The sequence below is a fragment of the Skermania piniformis genome, assembly GCF_019285775.1.
In the GTDB taxonomy this organism is placed as follows: Bacteria; Actinomycetota; Actinomycetes; order Mycobacteriales; family Mycobacteriaceae; genus Skermania; species Skermania pinensis.
Map to the genome: position 1 here is coordinate 1675316 of NZ_CP079105.1, position 18361 is coordinate 1693676.

16 protein-coding genes and 1 pseudogene are annotated in these 18361 nt (G+C 70.6%); 8 read left to right on the forward strand and 9 right to left on the reverse strand.

Annotated elements, in window-relative coordinates; all coding sequences use genetic code 11:
* Window positions 1-36: 36 nt before the first annotated feature.
* Together KV203_RS07765 and KV203_RS07770 are read right to left on the reverse strand one after the other, a co-directional pair.
* The gene (locus KV203_RS07765; protein ID WP_066471849.1) at window positions 37-1431 is read right to left on the reverse strand and encodes a WS/DGAT/MGAT family O-acyltransferase; all 1395 of its coding nucleotides are present in this window, start codon (window positions 1429-1431) and stop codon (window positions 37-39) included.
* Between the two features lie 66 nt (window positions 1432-1497).
* Window positions 1498-2016 (reverse strand): acyltransferase, encoded by a 519-nt coding sequence (locus KV203_RS07770; RefSeq protein ID WP_066471651.1) that lies wholly within the window; start codon window positions 2014-2016, stop codon window positions 1498-1500.
* Between the two features lie 281 nt (window positions 2017-2297).
* Here KV203_RS07770 and KV203_RS07775 point away from each other — a divergent pair, with 281 nt between their 5' ends.
* Both KV203_RS07775 and KV203_RS07780 read left to right on the forward strand, forming a co-directional pair.
* Window positions 2298-3665 carry a sugar transferase gene (locus KV203_RS07775; protein WP_169797515.1) on the forward strand — a complete coding sequence of 456 codons (1368 nt, stop codon included), beginning with the start codon at window positions 2298-2300 and terminating at the stop codon, window positions 3663-3665.
* 10 nt (window positions 3666-3675) lie between these two features.
* Window positions 3676-4752, forward strand: a pseudogene (locus KV203_RS07780) (glycosyltransferase family 4 protein); the annotation flags it as partial.
* On the opposite strand, the gene KV203_RS19580 reads toward KV203_RS07780, so the two are convergent.
* Genes KV203_RS19580 through KV203_RS07795 form a run of 4 tightly spaced genes read right to left on the reverse strand, consistent with a single transcriptional unit; the run spans window position 4747 to window position 9200 of the window.
* The gene (locus tag KV203_RS19580; RefSeq protein ID WP_157079842.1) at window positions 4747-6246 is read right to left on the reverse strand and encodes a lipopolysaccharide biosynthesis protein; all 1500 of its coding nucleotides are present in this window, start codon (window positions 6244-6246) and stop codon (window positions 4747-4749) included. The pseudogene KV203_RS07780 and the gene KV203_RS19580 sit on opposite strands and share 6 nt — an antisense overlap.
* The gene (locus KV203_RS07785; RefSeq protein WP_066471845.1) at window positions 6239-7012 is read right to left on the reverse strand and encodes a glycosyltransferase family 2 protein; all 774 of its coding nucleotides are present in this window, start codon (window positions 7010-7012) and stop codon (window positions 6239-6241) included. The genes KV203_RS19580 and KV203_RS07785 overlap by 8 nt, the downstream gene beginning before the upstream one ends.
* On the reverse strand, window positions 7009-7917 hold the full coding sequence (locus KV203_RS07790) for a glycosyltransferase family 2 protein (RefSeq protein WP_066471645.1): 909 nt from the start codon (window positions 7915-7917) through the stop codon (window positions 7009-7011). Before KV203_RS07790 ends, KV203_RS07785 begins: the two co-directional genes overlap by 4 nt.
* Window positions 7914-9200, reverse strand: a complete 1287-nt coding sequence (locus KV203_RS07795; RefSeq protein WP_066471643.1) for a hypothetical protein — start codon at window positions 9198-9200, stop codon at window positions 7914-7916. Before KV203_RS07795 ends, KV203_RS07790 begins: the two co-directional genes overlap by 4 nt.
* A 268-nt stretch (window positions 9201-9468) precedes the next feature.
* Between KV203_RS07795 and KV203_RS07800 the strand changes: the two genes are divergently transcribed.
* Genes KV203_RS07800 through KV203_RS07825 form a run of 6 tightly spaced genes read left to right on the forward strand, consistent with a single transcriptional unit; the run spans window position 9469 to window position 15335 of the window.
* Window positions 9469-10047 (forward strand): LbetaH domain-containing protein, encoded by a 579-nt coding sequence (locus KV203_RS07800; protein ID WP_066471640.1) that lies wholly within the window; start codon window positions 9469-9471, stop codon window positions 10045-10047.
* 1 nt (window position 10048) lies between these two features.
* Entirely contained in the window at window positions 10049-11197 is a 1149-nt protein-coding gene (locus KV203_RS07805) for a glycosyltransferase (RefSeq protein ID WP_066471638.1), read from the forward strand.
* Window positions 11194-11874 (forward strand): SGNH/GDSL hydrolase family protein, encoded by a 681-nt coding sequence (locus KV203_RS07810; protein ID WP_066471636.1) that lies wholly within the window; start codon window positions 11194-11196, stop codon window positions 11872-11874. The genes KV203_RS07805 and KV203_RS07810 overlap by 4 nt, the downstream gene beginning before the upstream one ends.
* Window positions 11867-12658, forward strand: coding sequence for an SGNH/GDSL hydrolase family protein (locus KV203_RS07815; RefSeq protein WP_066471632.1), 792 nt, complete (start codon window positions 11867-11869; stop codon window positions 12656-12658). Before KV203_RS07810 ends, KV203_RS07815 begins: the two co-directional genes overlap by 8 nt.
* Window positions 12655-14055 carry a Wzz/FepE/Etk N-terminal domain-containing protein gene (locus KV203_RS07820; RefSeq protein ID WP_066471631.1) on the forward strand — a complete coding sequence of 467 codons (1401 nt, stop codon included), beginning with the start codon at window positions 12655-12657 and terminating at the stop codon, window positions 14053-14055. The genes KV203_RS07815 and KV203_RS07820 overlap by 4 nt, the downstream gene beginning before the upstream one ends.
* On the forward strand, window positions 14052-15335 hold the full coding sequence (locus KV203_RS07825; protein ID WP_066471630.1) for a hypothetical protein: 1284 nt from the start codon (window positions 14052-14054) through the stop codon (window positions 15333-15335). Before KV203_RS07820 ends, KV203_RS07825 begins: the two co-directional genes overlap by 4 nt.
* Here the strand turns inward: KV203_RS07825 and KV203_RS07830 are convergent.
* The 3 genes from KV203_RS07830 to KV203_RS07840 are packed head-to-tail and all read right to left on the reverse strand — an operon-like array spanning window position 15321 to window position 18340.
* Complete coding sequence (locus KV203_RS07830; RefSeq protein ID WP_066471629.1) at window positions 15321-16601, reverse strand: hypothetical protein; 1281 nt, start codon at window positions 16599-16601, stop codon at window positions 15321-15323. The two genes, KV203_RS07825 and KV203_RS07830, sit on opposite strands and share 15 nt — an antisense overlap.
* Window positions 16598-17689 carry a glycoside hydrolase 5 family protein gene (locus tag KV203_RS07835; RefSeq protein ID WP_066471627.1) on the reverse strand — a complete coding sequence of 364 codons (1092 nt, stop codon included), beginning with the start codon at window positions 17687-17689 and terminating at the stop codon, window positions 16598-16600. Before KV203_RS07835 ends, KV203_RS07830 begins: the two co-directional genes overlap by 4 nt.
* Before the next feature lie 51 nt (window positions 17690-17740).
* A complete protein-coding gene (locus tag KV203_RS07840) occupies window positions 17741-18340 on the reverse strand; it encodes a DUF3000 domain-containing protein (protein ID WP_066471626.1) in 600 nt (199 codons plus the stop codon).
* Window positions 18341-18361: the final 21 nt, after the last annotated feature.

Below are 18361 nucleotides of genomic sequence, written 5' to 3' on the forward strand. Positions count from 1 at the left end.
ATGCGGTCGCGGGCCGCGTCGCATCCCCGGCGGTGGTCAGTTCGCCGCGGCCGCCAGCTCGTCGAGCCCGTGCTGAAAATCGTCGACCAGCGACCACAGGTCCGGCACCAGATCTTGGCAGGCGATCAAGCCGACGTTGAGCCGATCCTCCAGCGACATCACCGTGACGTTGAGTCCCGCACCGTGGAACACCGGACCGAGCGGGTACATCGCCGTGATGTGCGCGCCCAGGAAGTAGAGCGGGACCGGCGGACCCGGCACATTGGATACCACCAGGTTGTGGATGACCGGATGTCGTTCGGCCAGCCGCAGATCGGCGTATACCCGCATCGCGGTGCCGAACACCGCCGGGCCGGAGAACTGCGCCCAGTCCTGCAGCAGGGTCGCGCCGATCGCGTTGTTGTGCAGCTTCGCCACGTCGTTTGCCTCGGCGCCGGCCCGCAGCCGTTCGGCCGGATCGGCGATATCGCTGCGCAATTGGGTGAACATTGCGGAGACCTGATTGGTGCCGGGGCGGTCCGAGCTCGCGTGTACCGACACCGGCACCATCGCGACCAGCGAGGTGTCCGGGAGCTCGTCTCGCTCGGCGAGGTAGCTCCGCAGCGCGCTGGCCACCAGGGTGAGCACCACATCGTTGACCTTCACCCCGAACGCGTTCTTCACCTGCTTGACCGTGTTCAGGTCGAGTTGGGTGTAGGCGATGATCCGGCGGCGGGTGATGTTGGCGTTGAACGGTAGTCGAGGTGCGGTGAACGGCGCCGGCATCGCCGCGCCGCGCCGCGCGCGGCTGATCCAACCGGTCAGCAGCGGTGTGGCCGACGGCAGCAGCCGAGCGAGCTCCAGTGGGCGGCGAACGAAACCGGCGAGCCCGCCGAGCGCGATCGCCAGATCGCCGCCGTCGCCGGCACTGTTCGTTGCGGTTCCGTTGTCCGTTGCGGACGAAGGAGATTCGTCGGGAGTGAGGCCGCACAGTCGCGACATCAAGTTGGCACCGGTCACCCCGTCCGCCCCGGCGTGATGCATCTTCGCCATCACCGCGATCTTCCCGTCCGGCAGGCCCTCGATCACCCACATCTCCCACAGCGGCCGGGTCCGGTCCAACGGTTGGCCGGCCAGGTGCCCGTAGAGCTCGGCGAGTTCGGCCCGGCCGCCGGGTTCGGGTACGGCGATCCGGTGCAGATGCCGGTCGATGTCGAAATCGGGATCGTCGACCCACACCGGGTGATCGAGATTGAACCGGTTGTCCCGCAACGTTCGCCGAAACTCGGGCATGCTCCGCACGCGCCGGTCGAGCTCGGCCGAGAGCGCGGCGAACGAGTATCCGCCGGGGATGGTGGACGGGTCCAACTCGATCAACCCGGATACGTGCAGCAGCTGCGCCGGGGTTTCGAGGTAGAGAAAACTTGCATCCAGCCCGCTGAGCCGCTCCATGTCGGCCATCCTAGCCGGGGCGGGACACCCGCTCGCCGAACGTGTTCTGGTCGGCCGGGTGGGTACTCAGCCGCGCCGCGCCGCGAGCGTCCAGCGTGCTCGGTGCCGTTCCCAGGCGTCCTCGGCGGTGCCGAGCACCCGAGCCGGATTTCCCGCGACGACCGTGCCGTCGGCGACATCGGCGGTGACCACCGAGCCGGCGCCGACGATCGCCCCGGTACCGACCGTGACACCGGGCATCACCACCGCGCGGATGCCGATGAAGGCGTAGGCGCCGATCCGGATCGGCGCCTTCGTCGAATACTCCATCTCCGGAGGCGCGATCCCGGCGCGGTCGGTGTAGCGGTCCAAGGAGAAGTCGTGGGTCAGCAGGACCACGTTCTCGGACAGCACGCAGCGAAAGCCCAGCGTGAGGATGCCGGGTTCCTTGCAGTCCAGATAGACGCTGGGGGCCACCCACAGTGGCGGACCCTCCACGGTGACGCCGGCCGACCGCAGGATTGCGGTTGTCGCCTGCATATAACGGCGCTGGTTCCGAGCGTCCAGCGGACGGAGCAACGGGAGCGCCTTCAGCAAAGTGGGCATTTGCTGGAGTGTAACGACACTTCCCGGGGATGCAGCGTAACCAAACCGGTAAACAAAGTATCGAAGTGCGTCGTATGATCAATTCCGACCAGTCGCACGACTCTCGGCACTTTCGATGACTTGGAGTTCGCTGCATGACGATCGACGCTGCGCCTGAGCGCGCCAAAAATAGCTCGACGGTTGCTGACACACAGTCGATACCGCCGACCGCTCCATCTGTTTCCGCTGCCGACCGATGGAAGGGTAACTACCGCTCGGCCGTTCTGCTGACCGACACGCTGGTGGTGACGGCGGCTGCGTTGCTGGCCACCGAGTTGCGGTTCGGTGGCGCCGACGCCCCGGACGTGGGGCCGGTGGCGGTGACCGGCTTTTCCCTGGGTTTGGTGTCGTTGTGGTCGGCCTACCTCGTGCTGGCTCGCACCCGACACACCGGAGTCGCCGGGCATGGCATCGACGAGTATCGCCGAATCGTGGTAGCCACCGGATGGCTCGTCGCCACCTTGGCTGCGGTGGGTCTGCTGCTGGACGTGGCCACGGCGCGCAGCTATCTGGTCGTCGCGGTGCCGGTGGGGCTGACCGGGCTGTTGTTGAGCCGGCGGCAATGGCGACGCTGGCTCGCCCGGCAACGAGCGCACGGCCGATTCACCAGCTCGGTGCTGGTGATCGGCGGTCCGACCGCCGTCGAACCGATCAGCACCCGGTTCGATGCTTCACCCGGGCTCGGATATCAGGTGGTCGGGGTGTGTATACCCGGCTACCGCGGTGGGGCGGGTGACAGTCTCACCGTCGCCGGCCGTCGGATGCCGATCCTCGGCGACGAGAACGCGGTGGAGTCGGCGATCCGCAGTTGCGGTGCCACCACGGTGGCAGTCGCCGGCATCGACTGTCTGGACCCGGTGACGATGCGCCGACTGGTCTGGCAGCTGGAACGGTTGGGCGTCGATCTGGTGGTGGCTCCCGGGGTACTGGATGTGGCCGGACCACGACTGTCGTTCCGGCTGGTGGACAACTTGGCGATGCTGCACGTCGGCCGGGCGCCACGGTCCGGTCCGTCGGTCCTCGGTAAGCGGCTGTTCGACCTCGTCGTGGCGACGGTGGCCGGGCTGGCTTTCCTGCCGGTCGTGCTGGTCGCCGCGGCCGCCGTCAAGCTCGGTGACCCTGGCCCGGTGTTCTATCGACAGGAACGGGTAGGATTGCGCGGCAAGCGGTTCCGGGTGTGGAAGCTGCGCACCATGGTGGTCGGCGCGGACCGGTTGCCGGCCGGGCCGGGGGGTCCGTTGGCAACCGCGTCGGTGTTCCACAAGTGTGCCGACGATGTCCGGGTGACCCGGGTCGGACGGGTGCTACGCCGCACCAGCATCGACGAGCTGCCCCAGCTCCTGAATGTTCTGGTCGGCCAGATGAGCCTGGTCGGTCCGCGCCCGTTGCTGCCCGGCGAGGGTGCCGGGATCGAAAGTTTCGTCGAGCGGCGGGGATTGGTCCGCCCGGGGATGACCGGTCTCTGGCAGGTGTCCGGGCGATCCGATCTGGCCGAGGCCGAGCGGATCCGGCTGGACAACTACTACATCGACAACTGGTCGATGCTGCAGGATCTGGCGATCGTCTGCCGGACTGCCCGGGCGGTGGTGAAATCCCATGGCGCGTACTGAAATCGATGGAATGCCGGACCTTGCCGGGCTGCGGGTGGGGGTGGTCGCCGGTCATTACGCGCCGGAGACCACCGGCAGCGCCCCGTACAACGTGGCGCTGGTCGAGGCATTGACCGCGGCCGGCGTCGAGGTGGAGCTGATCACCGGGGTTCCACACTACCCCCAGTGGACCGTGCGTGAGCCGCGGTATCGGCGTGGCGTGCGCTGGCGCGAGACCGACGGAGCAGTCCGGATCACCCGGGTTCGCCATGCCGTGCCGGCCCGGCCCGACCTGCGCGGGCGCGCTCGGCAGGAGCTCAGCTTCGCCGCGCTCGCCGCGCCGCATGTCGCGGCCAGCCGCGCCGACGTGCTGATCGCGGTGACGCCGCTGCTGTCCGCGCCGGTCGCCGCGTTCGCCGGCCGCCGGGGCCGGCCGCTGGCCATGATCGTGCACGATCTGACCGGCAATGCCGCGCACCAGTCCGGCACCACGGGCGGCCGGGCCGGACAGGCGGTCGCGGCGGTGGAGTACCGGATGACCCGACGTGCCGACCTGGTCGGCGTGATCACCCGACGGTTCCGGGACGTGCTCGTCGGCGAGGGTGGCGTCGACCCGGCCCGGATCGTCGACCTGCGGTTGTTCAGCCATATCGCCGGCACCGACCGGAGCCGGGCGCAGGCGCGTGCGGAGCTCGGCTGGCCCGATACCGGATATCTCGTCGTGCACACCGGGAACCAGGGGATGAAGCAGGGCCTGGAAGCCGTCGTCGAGGCGGCCCGGATCGTCGACCGGCAACAGCTCGACGTCACCTTCGTCATGGTCGGCGACGGCAATCAGCGCTCGGCGCTGGAGGGGGCCGGACGTGGGCTGCGCAGCCTGCGGTTCGTCGACCCGGTCGATGCCGAGCGCTATCCGCTGGTGTTGGCGGCCGCCGACGTACTGCTGGTGCACGAGCGGCCCGGGCTGATGGAGAGCTCGTTGCCGAGCAAGCTCACCTCCTACACCACGGTCGCCCGGCCGATCCTCGCCGCGGTCGAACCGGGCGGCATCACCCACGACGCACTCGACGAGTTCGGCGCGGCGCTGTGTGTGCCGCCCGGCTCACCGGAGGCGCTGGTGGCCGGGGTGCGGCGGTTGCGCGCGGAACCGTCGCTGGCGCAGCACGCCGTCGCGGGTGCGGCCGCGCTGCGTCGGGCGCGGTTCGACGCGGCCGCCGGCCACGCCGAGTTCCGGACCCTCGCCCGGCGGCTCGCTGCGGTCGGCACGCCGATCTATCAGCCGGGGTACGCCGAGCAGATCCGGCAGGACCTGGGCCAGCAACACGGCGCCGGCGGCGGCGAGGACCACACCGGTCGCGCCGAACCGGTCCGCGGCCAGGCCGCCGCCGACCACTCCGAGCAAACCCATCGCCAACACGCACCAGGCTTGCCAGCGCAGCTCGGCTGGGGCGGTGAGCAGCATCCCGGACGGGAGGTGTATGCACTGCGTGAGCAGTAGCAGCCCGAAAGCCGTTGCCAGGCCCGCAGATACGGTGATCTGGCCGCGACCGAGCAGGTCGGCCGCGGGCGGGCCGCCGGCCGCGAGCAGCACCGCCGCCGGCACGGCCGCACCGGCGAAGCCGAGTACCGCGCGGCGCCACAGCGTCACCGTTGCCCCGGTGTCGTTGCGGCGCTTGACGAACACCGGCCAGAACGCCATTCCGGCGGTGGCGAACACCGACCAGGTCAGGGCGTAGATCTGCGCCATCAGCGCATACCGGGACAACTCGTCGGGGGTACTCAGGTGCGCGAGGAGCAGGCGATGGCTCTGCAGGCCCAGCGGTAGCCCGATGCCGATCAGGAACATCCAGGCCGAGCCGGCGAGGAGTCGGCTACCCGCGGGTACCGGCGCGGGTGCACGCAGCACCGCCGGTCGCAACCCGGTCAGCCGGAGCGCGACCACCGTTGCCACCAGGTTCCCGGCCAGGGCGCCCGCCGGTCCGGCGACGGCGAACCAGATCCCGGACACGCCCGCCGCGGCCAGTGCCAGGGTGGCGGTCAACCCGGCGATCGAGTTCAGCATCAGGATCGCCACGGCCAGCTGGTTGCGGTCGATACCGATCAGGATGCGCGTGCCCAGTCCCGCGGGGATGGTCGCGGCAAACAGGCACAGCGCCACGGTGATCGCCCACCGGTCGGCCGGCGAGGTGGTCAGCCCGATCACCTGGTGCCAACCGTCGGCCACGCCGAGGGTGAGCGCGAGTCCGGCGACCGCAGCGCCCACCACGCCGAGCACGCCCAGCGCGCGGCGGATGGTCGCGCGGGCCACCGGGTCGGCGGCGAGTGGGCCCGGCCGGGCGCTGACGGTCGTCACGGCGGCGCCGATGCCGAGGTCGGCGAACGGGAACAGCAGGCCGACCGTCGCGATCAGGGTGACCACGCCGAAGATCGCCGGACCGGTGTGCGATACCACCACCGCGGTGTTGGCCAGGCCGGCGACCGCCACCACGGGCGTGCCGGCGATGCGGATCAGCGTGCCGTAAAGCACCGCCCGGCGCTCGCCGGAGCTGAGTTCGCCGCCGGATTCGCCGGTCGTGCGCGCGTCGGCCGGCCGGTCAGCCACGGACCTGGATCGCGGTCCGGGTCCGGTGGTAATACTCCGCACAGCGCGATTCGACCCGGGCCACGGCCCGGCTGCCGTGCGGGTAGTAGCCGATCACATCCCAGGCGCGGCGCAGGTCGGCGAAGTTGTACTTGATCGCACGGGTGGAGCCGGCGCCGGTGGTGTCGAAGTCGCAGAGAATCCGGTCCAGCACCACCGGCGGTTGCAGCAGCGCCGCGCCGAACAGGTACAGCTGGTCGGCGGCGAGCCCGAACTGCTCGTCGTACGGACCGAGTCGGTCGGCGATGTCGGCACCGACGAACGTCGCCTGGTGCGGGATCACCGCACGTCCGGCGAGAAATCGCGCCCGGTCGAACGGTACGGCGCCCAACGTGCCGATCGGTTGTCCATCCGCGTCGACCAGCCGGCAGCGGCCGTACCCCCAGCGGGTCCGGGGCCGGTCGAGCCGCCGCCGCACCGCCTCCACCACGTCGGGGTCGGCGAACCGGTCACCGCTGTGCAGCAACCAGATCAGGTCACCGGTGGCCCGGGCGATGCCCTGATTCATCGCGTCGTACCGGCCCCGGTCCGGTGCCGAACGCCAGTAGGCCGGTTGCGGATCCAGCCCGGCCAGATAGTCGGCGACGGCGGGACCGGAGCCGCCGTCGATGACGATGTGCTCGATCTCGGCACTCGTCCGTTGGGCCCGCACGCTGGCGACCGTGCCGCGCAGCCCGGGCAGATCCCGGTAGCTGATGGTGATCACCGACACCCGCGGCGAGCTCATCGGGTCCACCCGCCGCGGCGGACGGCGCGCGGCACCCCGGCAGCCGCGTAGAGCAGCGCGGCCGGGCCGGGCCGCCCGCACCGCAGTCCGGTCCCGGTGGCGCGCAGCACCCCGGTCGGCGAGCCGGCCGCGACTGCGGCCGCGACCGGACCGGTCAGGAAGTAGTCGCCGCGGGTACGCCGGGGAGCGTCGGTGAGGTGGCGGCGTCCCCAGGCCAGGTAGTCGGTGGTCCGGTCGGCGCTGTTGCGGGATTGCGAGCCGGCGGTGAGGTGATACCGCACGAGCGGGTCCGGCAGCTGCACGATCGCTACCCCGGCCAGCGCGGCGCGTACGTCGAGCAGCCAGCGGATATCGTCGTGCACCGCGCCGGCCGGGTCGTTCCAGCGGACCTGCCGCGCCAGCTCGACCGGGAAGCACAGCGTCGAGGTCTGCAGCGTTGCGCCGCCGAAGCGGGGCGAGTGGAACCGGAACAGGTAGTCCGGTACCGATTCGTCCGGCCGGATCGGTCGGCGCGGCCAGATCGCGCTGCCGTCCGGACCGACCGCCTCGACCCCGCACGAGGCGATCCACGGCGTGTCGGGCTGCTGCACCACGGCGTCGACGTGCGCGAACTGCCGGGCCAGTTTCTCCGGCAGCCACTCGTCGTCGTCGTCGAGCAGGGCGATCACCGTCCCGGCGGCGGCGTCGATACCGAACTGCCGGGCCCGGCTGCTGCCCAGGCGACGCGGCGGGCGGACCAGCCGGACCCGGTGATCGGCCGGCAGTTCGACCGGCTGCGTGGTATCCGCGACGACCAGGACTTCGGCGACCGGGTGGGTCTGGGCCAGTGCCGAGGCCACCGCCCGGCCCAGCTCCGTCCGACCGACGGTCGGGACCACCACGCTCACCACCGGTTCCGGGATCATCGAGCCTCCACTGTCGTCGGGTCTCGGTCGGTTGCGGTCACGGTGCCGAGTCCGGGGCGGTGGATCGTCGCGCAGGCGACCGCGAGCACCGCGAACGTCGACAACGTGTTGTACGACGCGGGGGAGAACAACAGATCCCAGCACGCCTGGGTCGCCAGCACCACGGCGAGCCCGGCCCATTCGCCGAACCGGTCGTGCCGCACGATCATCAGCACGGCACCGATCAGCAGAGCGAACGGTAGCAGGGCCGCTCCGACACCCCCCTCGGCCCACGCGTTCAGCAGGTTCGAGTGCAACGAGGTGTCGCCGTTGGGTAGGTGCCACTGGTAGTACAGGTCGACACTCGGGTCGAAACCCCACTGCAGCGCGAGATCTTCGGCCCGAGCGAACACATCCGGACTGATCTGGTTCGCCGAACCCCAGCCGAGCCAAGGCTTCTCGGCTATCGCGGTGAGCGACAGCGGCGGCTCGGTCCGTCCTGCGAGCAAGGCCGGCGCGCCGATCGACTCCTGCATTTCCACCTTGTCCGCCAGCGCTTGCCCGCCGATGCCGGAGCGCGCGATCACCGGCATCAGCCAGGCGAAGCCGAGCACCACCGCGGCGCCGCCGACGCTGCGGGCGAGCCGGGACCACTGCCCGCCGTATCGGGCGACCAGCAACACGGTGGCGGCGCCGATACAGGTCAACGCATGGGAGCGGTAGTTCAGGCTGAGGCTGATGACGGCGAAGCAGAGCAGCAGACCGGCCTGTGCGGTACGCGACGCATTCAACGCCACCAGGACGAACATCGCCAGCACGGTGATCCACGGGGCGAAGGCATATTTCCAGTAGGCGGCGAAGCTGAATTGCGCCAGCTCCGGAATGCCGGCCGTCAGGAAGTATCCGCAGGTGCCGATCGCGATCCCGGCGGTCAACGCGAAGACCCGATCCAGACTGCCGGCGGCGAGCACCGCGATGCCGATGAAGTAGAGAGCGAAGCAGGGCCACTGCAGGATTCGCTGGTCGAGGTAAGGCAACCGGTTGACCGTGAACGACAGGACGAAGGCGAGAAAGCCGACTGCCGCCACGCCGACGAAAATCAGTTCGCTGCGGGCCGGTCGAGTCAGCAGCCATGCCGGTGCGAGGAGCAGGCACAGCGCACTGAATGCCGTTGAGGTGTAACCCATGATTTGCACGGCCGAGGTCGCCGCGCACAAGATGAGCGCCGTCCCGGAGATGATCCGTAGTTGCAGCCGATGACGGACATCCCAGTTCAGGGGACGCGCAGGGGCCAACACGGCCATCGGGGAAAACCGCCTCTCGAGTCGTCTACGCGCTCGCGTCGGCCGTGTTCGTGCGCCGGCGCGGTAACGTTACCGCTATCTCGCCGGTCTGCCCGGGAGGAGTCCACGGGCGGCGCGCGATCCGGCCCGGTGCGACCGGCTCGCCGCGACGCCCGATTGCTCTCGCGCTCGTTTGCTCCACAGACAGAGTTGATTACCCGCACGACGTTGATTACCCGCACGGTTGATTACCCGCACGACGTTCGGTACCGCACGATCGGAGGCTGATATGGGATCGCAGCAATCACTCGACGAGTCGCCCGGATCGACGCGCTCCCTGGCTGCGGCCCGCGAGCGCAACTACGACAAGGGCCGCAGCTTCGTCGTCCAGGTCTTGTGGGTCCTGGTTTCGAACCTGCTCTTCACCCGGATGTGGTGCCCGAATAGGCTGCGCTGCAAGATTCTTCGGGCTTTCGGCGGGACGGTAGGGCGCGACGTGTGGATCCGGCGCAACGTCGAGATCCAGTGGCCGTGGAACCTGAGCATCGGGGACAACTCGTGGATCGGGGTCGGTGTCGAGATCATCGACCCGGTGCCGGTCACGATCGAGTCCGATGTCTGCCTGTCCCAGCACGTGCTGGTGTGCAGCGGGAGCCACGACCATCGCGCGCACGACTTTCCGCCGCTCAACCGGCCGGTCGTCGTGCGGTCCGGGGTGTGGATATGCGCCCGGGCGACGGTGCTGAGCGGGGTCACGGTCGGTGCGAACTCCGTCGTCGGCGCCACTGCTCTGGTCACCCGGGACGTGCCGCCGGACACGATGGTGCTCGCGCCGGCTCCGGTGCTCGCGGCACAGCGGCGGGTGTGACATGCAGATCTTGCACGCGGTCACGTTGATCAGTCCGGACGCGGCCTACGGTGGCCCGGTCCAGGTCGCGCTGAATCAGGCCGTGGCGCTGCGGCGACTCGGCCATCAGGTGCAGGTCGCCGCCGGCGTCCGCGGTTATCGGGTGCCGCCGACCGAACAGCAGGGCGTGCCTCTGGTCACCGCACCGGCCCGGTTCATCGCGCCCGGGCTGGGTTTCGCCAGCCTTGCCGCGCCGGCGCTGCTGCGCCGAGTGTCCTGGTCCGAGCTCGATCTGGTGCATCTGCACCTGGCTCGGGATCTGGTGATGCTGCCGCTCGCCGCGGCGGTGCTCCGGTATCGGCTGCCCTATGTGGTTCAGCCGCACGGCATGCTGGTCGCCCGGTCGAATCCGCTCGCACCGATGCTGGATCTGGCCCTGGTGCGCCGGGTGCTGCGCGGCGCCCGCGCGGTGTTCCACCTGACCGAGGGCGAGCGCGATGCGTTGACCGAGGTCGCGGGTCCTGGATTACGGTTGGTCGCGCTACCTAACGGCGTCCCGGAGTATCGGTCCGTCGAGCCCGGTCCGGCGGAGTCGGTGCCCGAGGTGCTGTACCTGGCTCGGCTGCAGGAGCGTAAGCGGCCGTTGGATTTCGTCGATGCGGGGATCGCGCTGCTCGATGCCGGGGTCCGGGCCCGGTTCACCCTGGTCGGACCGGACGAGGGGGAGGGCGGCACGGTGGGCCGCCGGATCGCCGGTCATGCCGGAATTCGCTGGACCGGTCCGGTACCGGCCGGGGCCGGCCCGGCCCGGATGCGGCGGGCGAGCGTCTTCGTGCTCCCCGCGGTCGACGAGCCGTATCCGATGGCGGTGCTGGAGGCGATGGCAGTCGGGTTGCCGGTGGTCCTGACCACCGGTTGTGACCTGGCGGATTTCGTTCGGGATACCCGGTCCGGCGTGGTGGTCGAGCCGAAGGTGGCGGCGCTGACGACGGCGATCGGAGACCTGCTGGCCGACCCGGCCGAGGCCCGGGCGGCCGGCGAGCGGGGCCGCAGCGCCGTACGTGATCTGCTCGGCATGCCGACTGTCGCGCGCCGGCTGGACGGTGTCTATCGCGCAGCGCAGACGGCCGCGGTCGGCGGCAGGCCGATATCGGTCGGACCCCGGCGATGACGCCCGGCACGGTCGTCCGGCGGGTCGCCGCCGCCCGGGTGCCGGCGCTGTTGTTCGCGCTGGCCGTGATCGTCGCGTTGGTCGTCGGGTACCGCAGTATGCGGCCGGTCGAGTGGCCGGTCGATCCGGTCCGGATCGCAGTGATCGGCGACACGCTCAGCGCCGGACCGGGTGACGGCGATCCCTGGCCGACCCTGCTCGCCGCCGCGACCGGCGCCGCCGTGACGAACGTGTCGGTCCCGGCCGCGGGATACTTCACCGCCGCAGGCGCCCTCGGCACGTTCGCGGCACAGGTGAGCCGGGCCGGCGCCGCCAAGCCACAGGTGATCGTCGTCGTCGGCGGCCTGTTCGACGTGGACCGGCCGGAGCCGCTGATACGTCGCGCCGCCGGCGACCTGTTCGCCGCGATCGCGGCGGCCGTTCCGGCGGCGCGGTTGATCGTGGTCGGGCCGATCTGGTCCGTGGTGCCGGTGCCGGATTCGGTCCGCCGGGTCGACCGTGCCGTCTCCGGCGCGGCGAGTGACCTCGGTGTCCCGTACGTTCCGTTGGTCTACGAGACCTGGCTCACCGGAGCCGGGATGGTGCACGACGACGGGCAGCCGACCGAGGCCGGCCAGCAGCGGCTGGCCGGCGGATTGGCCGATGCGCTCCGGGCGGAGGGGGTCCGGCTTGACTGATTCCCCAGCCCGGCGGTCTGCGGTCGTCATCGCCGCGCTCGCGGTGCTGGTCGGTGTCGCTGCGGGCGCAGCGGTGGTGCGCCAGTACTCCCTGACCCGGCCGGACGCGGCCGCTGCCCCGACCGCACCCGTGGTTCCGGCGGTGCCGCCGCCGGCGCCGTCGATCCTGTTCATCGGCGACACCTACACCCTGGGACCGCCGTCGCTGCCCGACTTGGGCTATGCCTGTCGTACCGCTGCGACGCTGGACATGGATTGCAGCCTGGCTGCGGTGCCGGGCAGCGGCTTCATCAACGGCGGCCCCCAGCACCGGCTGCCGCAGACCGACATCGTGTCCAGCTCGTTCGCCGAGCGGGTTCCGGAACTGCAGGCCCGGCACCAGCCGGACGTGGTGGTGCTCGACGGCGGCCGAAACGACCTGCCGTACGGCCTCGACAACCTGCGTAACGCCGTGTTGTACACGCTGGAGCTGACCGTGCAGGCGTGGCCACAGGCGCGGGTGGTGCTGATCGCGCCGTGGTTCCTTGCCGACCCGACGCCGGTCGGGGTGGTCGACCGCACCCGGACCCCGGTCGGTCAGGTGTTGCAGGCAGCGGTGGCAGCGGACCCACCGTTGCATGCGGTCGATGTCGTCGACCCCGGTCCGGCCGGCTGGTTCACCGGCACCGCTACTCGGGATCTGCTGGCCGACGACGGCGTCGAACCCAGCGTGGACGGGCACGACTGGATCGCCGGGCGGCTCGTCGCCGAGTTGCGCGCGCGCGGGATCGGTGGATCTCGGTGAGCGGCGGGGGCGCCGAGCTCACGGTGGCCGGTTCGGTGCCGAGCGGACCCGGGCTGAACGGACCCGACATGGACCGGTCCGAAATGAACGAGGTGCTGCGCGAGTACCTTCGGGTGCTGCGGGAGCGGTGGCGCGTGGTCGCCGTGGTCACGCTCGTCCTGGTCGGTCTGGTTGCCGCCTACCTGTTGACTCGCCCACCCAGTTACGCGGCGTCCGCGGTGGTGTTGGTGTCGACTCCGGGCGACAATGCCGACACCTACTACGAAGGCCAGCGTTACGCCGAGGAGCGGGTGCCGACCTATCTGGCGCTGCTCACCGATCAGGCGTTGGCCACCCGGGTGATCGTCGCGCTGAACCTGCCGACCGATCCGGCGACATTGCTGGCCGGCACGGTGGCAGCACCGATCCCGGATACGGTGACGATCCGACTGACCACCGAAGCGCACTCGCCGGCATCGGCATTGCGGATCAATCAGGCTTTCCTCGATCAGTGGACCGCTGCGGTCGCTGCCGCCGAGTCGATCCCCGGTGCCCGCTATCCCCGGGCCCGATTGCAGGTGGTGCAGCAGCCCGGCGACGCGGTCCATCCGGCCGGTATGCCGGCCGCGCTCGCGCTGGGTGCCGCCGGCGGGGCCGGGCTCGCGTTCGGGGCGTTGTTTGCGGTGCTGTCGGCGTTGGTGGACCGACGGATTCGGCTCCCGGCAGACGCTGCCGCGATCTGCGGTGCGCCGTTGTTCGGCGTGGTCGGGGCGCGTGGCGAGGCCGCCGACCAGTACGCCGATCTACGCCGGCGGTTGTACGCCCGTCGCAGCTCCGGCATGCGCGGCACCGTCGTGCTGATCACTCCGGTCGATCGGGACGCGGGCGGCAGCACCGTCGCTGCCGGGCTCGCCGCCGGCCTGCACGAGGTCGGCGCACACACCATCGCGGTGGACTGCGACGTCCGGGTACCCGATCTCGGGGACCGATTCGAGGCGACGGCGGCATCGCTGACCGATGTCGCGTTGCACCGGGTCGGGCCGAACGAGATGCTCACTGCCGGTGCCGGACTCCGGGTGGTTCCGGCTGGTGCGGTCGACGTGTCGGCGGCCCGGATCGTCGATTCGCCGGAGGTGCACATGCTGCTCGACCGGTTTCGGTACGCCGCGGAATGGACGATCGTCGACAGTGCGCCGGCCGGCGACTACAGCGATGCGCTCCGGCTCGCCGGGACCGCGGACCTGGTGTTGCTCGTCGCGCGGGTGGGACACAGTCGTAGCGACCGGATCGCGCGGATCGCCGCCGAGTTCCGCGCCGCCCGGACCCCGATCGACGGCGTCGTCGTGGTCGATCCGGCCGGGCCGCGCGGCGCCCGCCGGTGGCTGGCGCGCCGCTGGAAAAGGGGTGGGAACAAATGATGCACAATGGGTTCCGGCTACTGTTGCGCCGGCTGTGGTGGATACCGCCGGCCACGATGCTGCTCGGTCTGGCGATCGCGGCGGCGATCACCGCCGCCCTGCCGCGGCTGTATACCGCCACCGCGACGCTGTTCGTCGGCAGCACCGGCGGGACGAGTTCGATCGAGTCCTACCAAGGCGGTGAGTTCTCCGCTCAGCGCACCGAGTCCTACGTGCATATCCTCACCAGCGAAACGCTCGGCAAGCGGGTGGCCGACGTGTTGGACCTGCCGTTCTCCGGCGCGCAGATGGCGGCGAAGGTCGGGGCGACGGCGGTACCGAAGACGGTGCTGATCGAGGTCTCGGTCACCGATGGGTCCGCGGTGCGCGCCGCGACCATCGCCAACGCCTACGCGACCCAGTTCATCGAGTACGTGACCCCGCTGGAAACGCCTACCGGACAGGCCAAGCCGCGGGTCACCGTGCAGACGATCGGACCTGCGGAGGCCCCGCAACGAGCCAGCTCGCCGCAATGGACCGACAATCTGATCTACGGCGGGATGGCCGGGCTGGCCCTGGGTATCGCGATCCTGGTCGCGATGCACCTGGCCGACAGTCGGGTCCGCGATCCGGCGATGCTTACCGAGGTGACCGGTCTGCCGACGTTGGGGCCGGTTCGGGTCGAGCCGCGGAAACCGGGAAAGCGGAAGGCGCAGTTGCGTTCCTGGGACACCCCGGAGGCCGAGGCGTTCCGTAAAGCGCGGGTGCAGTTGCAGGCACTCGGCGCCGACCGCAGCGTCTTCATCGTGACCGGTGCCGACGACGGGGTGGACACCACCGGGGTCGCCCTCGATCTCGCGGTTGCTTTCGCCGAGACCGGTCGGGCGACGGTGCTGCTCAGCATCGGCCCGACCGCTGCGCTGAGCGAGGTCGGTCTGCCGGTCTCGGCCGAGCCGGGGTTGTCCGACCTGGTCGAAGGGCGGGTCGCGCCGGACGAGATCGTGCAACGCACCCTCCATCCCCGGTTGTTCGTGGTGGTCGGGGGGCCGGACGTGGACGGGTGCCTGGCCACTTTGCGCGCCGCCGACACGATCGGCTGGCTGGTGCGCAGCTTCCGCTATGTCGTCATCGCGACGCCGCCGGTCGGCAGTAGCAGCGCGGCGGCGGTGCTATCGCAGGAGAATTCGGCGACCGTGTTGGCGGTGCACCGATCGGTCGCTCGGCGGCGCGAGGTACGCCAGGCGGCGCGGGAGCTGGCCTACTCGCCGGCGGCGCCGGTCGCCGGGCTACTGGTGGACTGAGCCGGCGTCCAGCAGGCCGACCGGATCGGTGCCGATCACCGCGACCGCGCGCTCGACGGCGGCACGGTCGAACACGTTGTCGTGGAAGGAGATCGAGTAGCTCCGTTCGGCGCCGACGCCGCTGCCGAGCACCGAGACGGCCTCCGGTCCCGCCGGATCGAGCAGGCCGGCGAGCATCTGCTCGCCGGGCGCCCAGTGGGCGGTGGCGAACTGCGGAGCGTGGCCGAGATCGGTATAGATCATCTGCGCTCGCGGGGTGACCGACACGGTGTCCGGCGGGGCGGGACGTCGGCGCCGAAGCCGGATCATGCCGGCCCCGAAGCCGAGCCAGGCCAGTGGATATCCTGCGGCGCAGGCCGCGCGCAGGGCGGCCGAGCGTTCCACCGGGTCGGCCGACGGTGGCAACGCGGCGGTCAGCCCGAGTACGAAGTTTCCACTGATCACGCTGCCGGGCGGGGCATATCGGCGGCAGTCGACTGCGATCGAGGCCGGATCGGCCACGGGGATGCCGGCCTCGGTGAGGGCGCGGCGAATCATCACCGCGGCCAGCATCGCCGAGCTGGCGCCGGGCGCGTGCTCGGTCCGCCATCGGCGTACCGCGTCCGCGAGGGCTGCCGATTGCCGCGTGATCACGACCGCGACCGACGGCGTCCAGGGTCGCTGCGCGCTCACCGGCGCCGCCGCATTCGGCGCAGCCGTACCCTTCAGCGCCGACCGGGCGACGGGCAGCGCCCGGAGTCGCGACGGGTGCCGACCGAACCAGTGCCACAGCGCGCGGGGCAGCGGATGAGGAGTGGGTGGGGTGGTGGCCCAGGCCGGCAACTCCCCGGTCCGGATCAGCCGTTCCAGTGCCGCAACCATGTTGAGGTAGTACTGCCCGTCGCCGAGCATGTGGTCGACGTCGAGAATTACCTGCCGACCGGCCAGGATCAGTCGAAACGGCAGGTCGGCAGGCTCTCGGCGCAGCCGTTGCAGCAGGGCCGCCGTGTCCGCGACCGATTCGGCGGGCGGCACCTCGCACACGCTGCCCGGTGCGAGCACCGGATCGGTGTGCCACCGAACGGTACCCGCATCCGGGCGCAGCCCCAGCCGGGTCTGCCGGCCGGCGGCGGCCAATCGGCCGAGCGCGGCGCGGGCCTGATCGGCGCGCCAGGGGCCGAGCGGTCCGCAGACCAGGACGAACCGGGTACCGGACATGAGCAGGTCGGCGCCGGTGGCGCGGATGCTCGCGGCGCCGGTGGCGCGAATTCGCGCGGTGCCGTTCATCGGATCAGCCGGGACAGCACGGCGGCCAACGCCGGTTTGGCCGTGTAGTCGGATCGGACCAGGCCGAAGTGCTGCTCCGGATCGCTGCTGGTGGAGTCCAGATCGCGATAGTCGAACGCGAAGAACGGTCCGCCGTTGGGCAGCGAGCGGAAATAGTCGATGCCGTCGGCGATGATGACGGCCTGGCCCTGTTCGGACACTCCGTACGTGCTGCCGGGGGTGCTGGAAGCGCCGAACTCGGTGCACCAGATCAGCTTGTCGCCGTCCCCGTACTGGGCCATCAGATCGCTCACCTCCTGGATCGCGGCCCGCGATGCCCACGCCTCCGGAGCCGCGCTGAGCAGCTGCGGTGCGTTGTAGGGGTGCAACGCGATCCCGTCGAAGGTGCCCTGTCCGCCGGCGGCGTACAGCTCGCCCAGGAATCGGACCGGGCTGACGTTGATGCCGTCGTCGAGGGCGGGGGCGGTGCCCCCGGTGAGTACCGTCGCCTGAGGACTCACCCGCTTGATCGCCTGATACGAGTAACGCAGCAGCTCGGCGTAGTGCACCGGGTCGGGTTGTGGGGCCCAGCCGGGCAAGATGTTCGGTTCGTTCCAGATCTCCCAGGCATCGATCTGGGTGCGGTATCGCTGGGCGGCGCGGCCGACGAATGCGGCGAACCGGGCCGGATCGGCCGCTCCCGGATGGACCTCGCCCCGGCCGGCCGGAATCGCCGCCCAAGTCGGGGCATAGCCGATCACGGCGAGCACGGTGAGCCCGGCTGCGTTGGCGTGCCGGACGGTCCGGTCCGGTTCGGACCAGTTCAGGTACCCGGGGACCGGTTCGACATCCGGCCATTCGATCGAGATCCGTACCGCGCCGATTCCGGCTCGGGCGATATGACCGAAGTCGGCGCGCTGCACCGAGTCCGGCGCCCGCAGCGTCGTGACGGCGGTGACGCCGATCGTGCGTGCATCGAAGGTGCGATCCGGGGACGCGGGCCCGGGCGGTGGGTCGGTCGGCCGGGTTCGGTCACTGCCGGCGACGGCAAGCCCGATCAGCATCATCGCGGTGATCATGAGCATCGCGAAGAAACGGAACAAAACCACGTGACCATCCCTCGCTCGTCGGTGCGGATGGGGTCGTGCCGGTGGAACGGTTCAGCCGGTGCCGCTGATCCGGTTTCGCTGACCGAGATCGGTAACTCCCGCCGGCGGCAGGCCGGCGGCGTAGGCCAGTACCTCGCCGAATGCTTCCACGTGGGGTGCCAGCAGGGGCGATCCGGCGGTCCACGATGCGCGTAGTTCCAGCTGGTGCGCCTGCGGCGGCCCGGCAAGATCACCGTACCGAACCGAACTCGTCGCCGTGACGGTGCCCCCGAGCGCGGTGTGCGGTTCGCCGCGGTTGGTCAGCGCATCGGTCAGCCAACTCCACGCGACCTGGGGCAGGAGCGGGTCGGCGGCGACCACCGCGTCCAGGTCGGCCTGGATGTAGGCGACCAGGCGCAGCGTGCCCTCCCAGGCCTCGGCGCCGTCCGGGTCGTAGAGCAGGATCAGCCGACCGAACGCATCGCCCTCGGAATCTTGCGGGACCGAATCGGTTTCGGCATGTTTCACCTCGGCGCCGAGCGCGTAGGAGTACGGTGCGAGACGCTGTGGTGGCCGGATCGGACCGATTTCGATGCCGGGGTGCAACGTACCGCATCGCATGGCATCGATCGCGGTACGGAACAGTGCCGGCTCGCCCGCCGAACCCGCCATCGAAGTGGCGCCGTCGAGATG

Excerpts from the sequence above, each read along its gene's own strand:
- KV203_RS07810 (WP_066471636.1), top strand. The coding sequence starts at position 11,194 with ATGACGCCCGGCACGGTCGTCCGGCGGGTCGCCGCCGCCCGGGTGCCG.
- KV203_RS07825 (WP_066471630.1), top strand. The coding sequence starts at position 14,052 with ATGATGCACAATGGGTTCCGGCTACTGTTGCGCCGGCTGTGGTGGATA.
- KV203_RS07785 (WP_066471845.1), bottom strand. The coding sequence starts at position 7,012 with ATGAGCTCGCCGCGGGTGTCGGTGATCACCATCAGCTACCGGGATCTG.
- KV203_RS07800 (WP_066471640.1), top strand. The coding sequence starts at position 9,469 with ATGGGATCGCAGCAATCACTCGACGAGTCGCCCGGATCGACGCGCTCC.
- KV203_RS07840 (WP_066471626.1), bottom strand. The coding sequence starts at position 18,340 with ATGGCGGGTTCGGCGGGCGAGCCGGCACTGTTCCGTACCGCGATCGAT.
- KV203_RS07795 (WP_066471643.1), bottom strand. The coding sequence starts at position 9,200 with ATGGCCGTGTTGGCCCCTGCGCGTCCCCTGAACTGGGATGTCCGTCAT.
- KV203_RS07765 (WP_066471849.1), bottom strand. The coding sequence starts at position 1,431 with ATGGAGCGGCTCAGCGGGCTGGATGCAAGTTTTCTCTACCTCGAAACC.
- KV203_RS07770 (WP_066471651.1), bottom strand. The coding sequence starts at position 2,016 with ATGCCCACTTTGCTGAAGGCGCTCCCGTTGCTCCGTCCGCTGGACGCT.
- KV203_RS07790 (WP_066471645.1), bottom strand. The coding sequence starts at position 7,917 with ATGATCCCGGAACCGGTGGTGAGCGTGGTGGTCCCGACCGTCGGTCGG.
- KV203_RS07830 (WP_066471629.1), bottom strand. The coding sequence starts at position 16,601 with ATGAACGGCACCGCGCGAATTCGCGCCACCGGCGCCGCGAGCATCCGC.
- KV203_RS07805 (WP_066471638.1), top strand. The coding sequence starts at position 10,049 with ATGCAGATCTTGCACGCGGTCACGTTGATCAGTCCGGACGCGGCCTAC.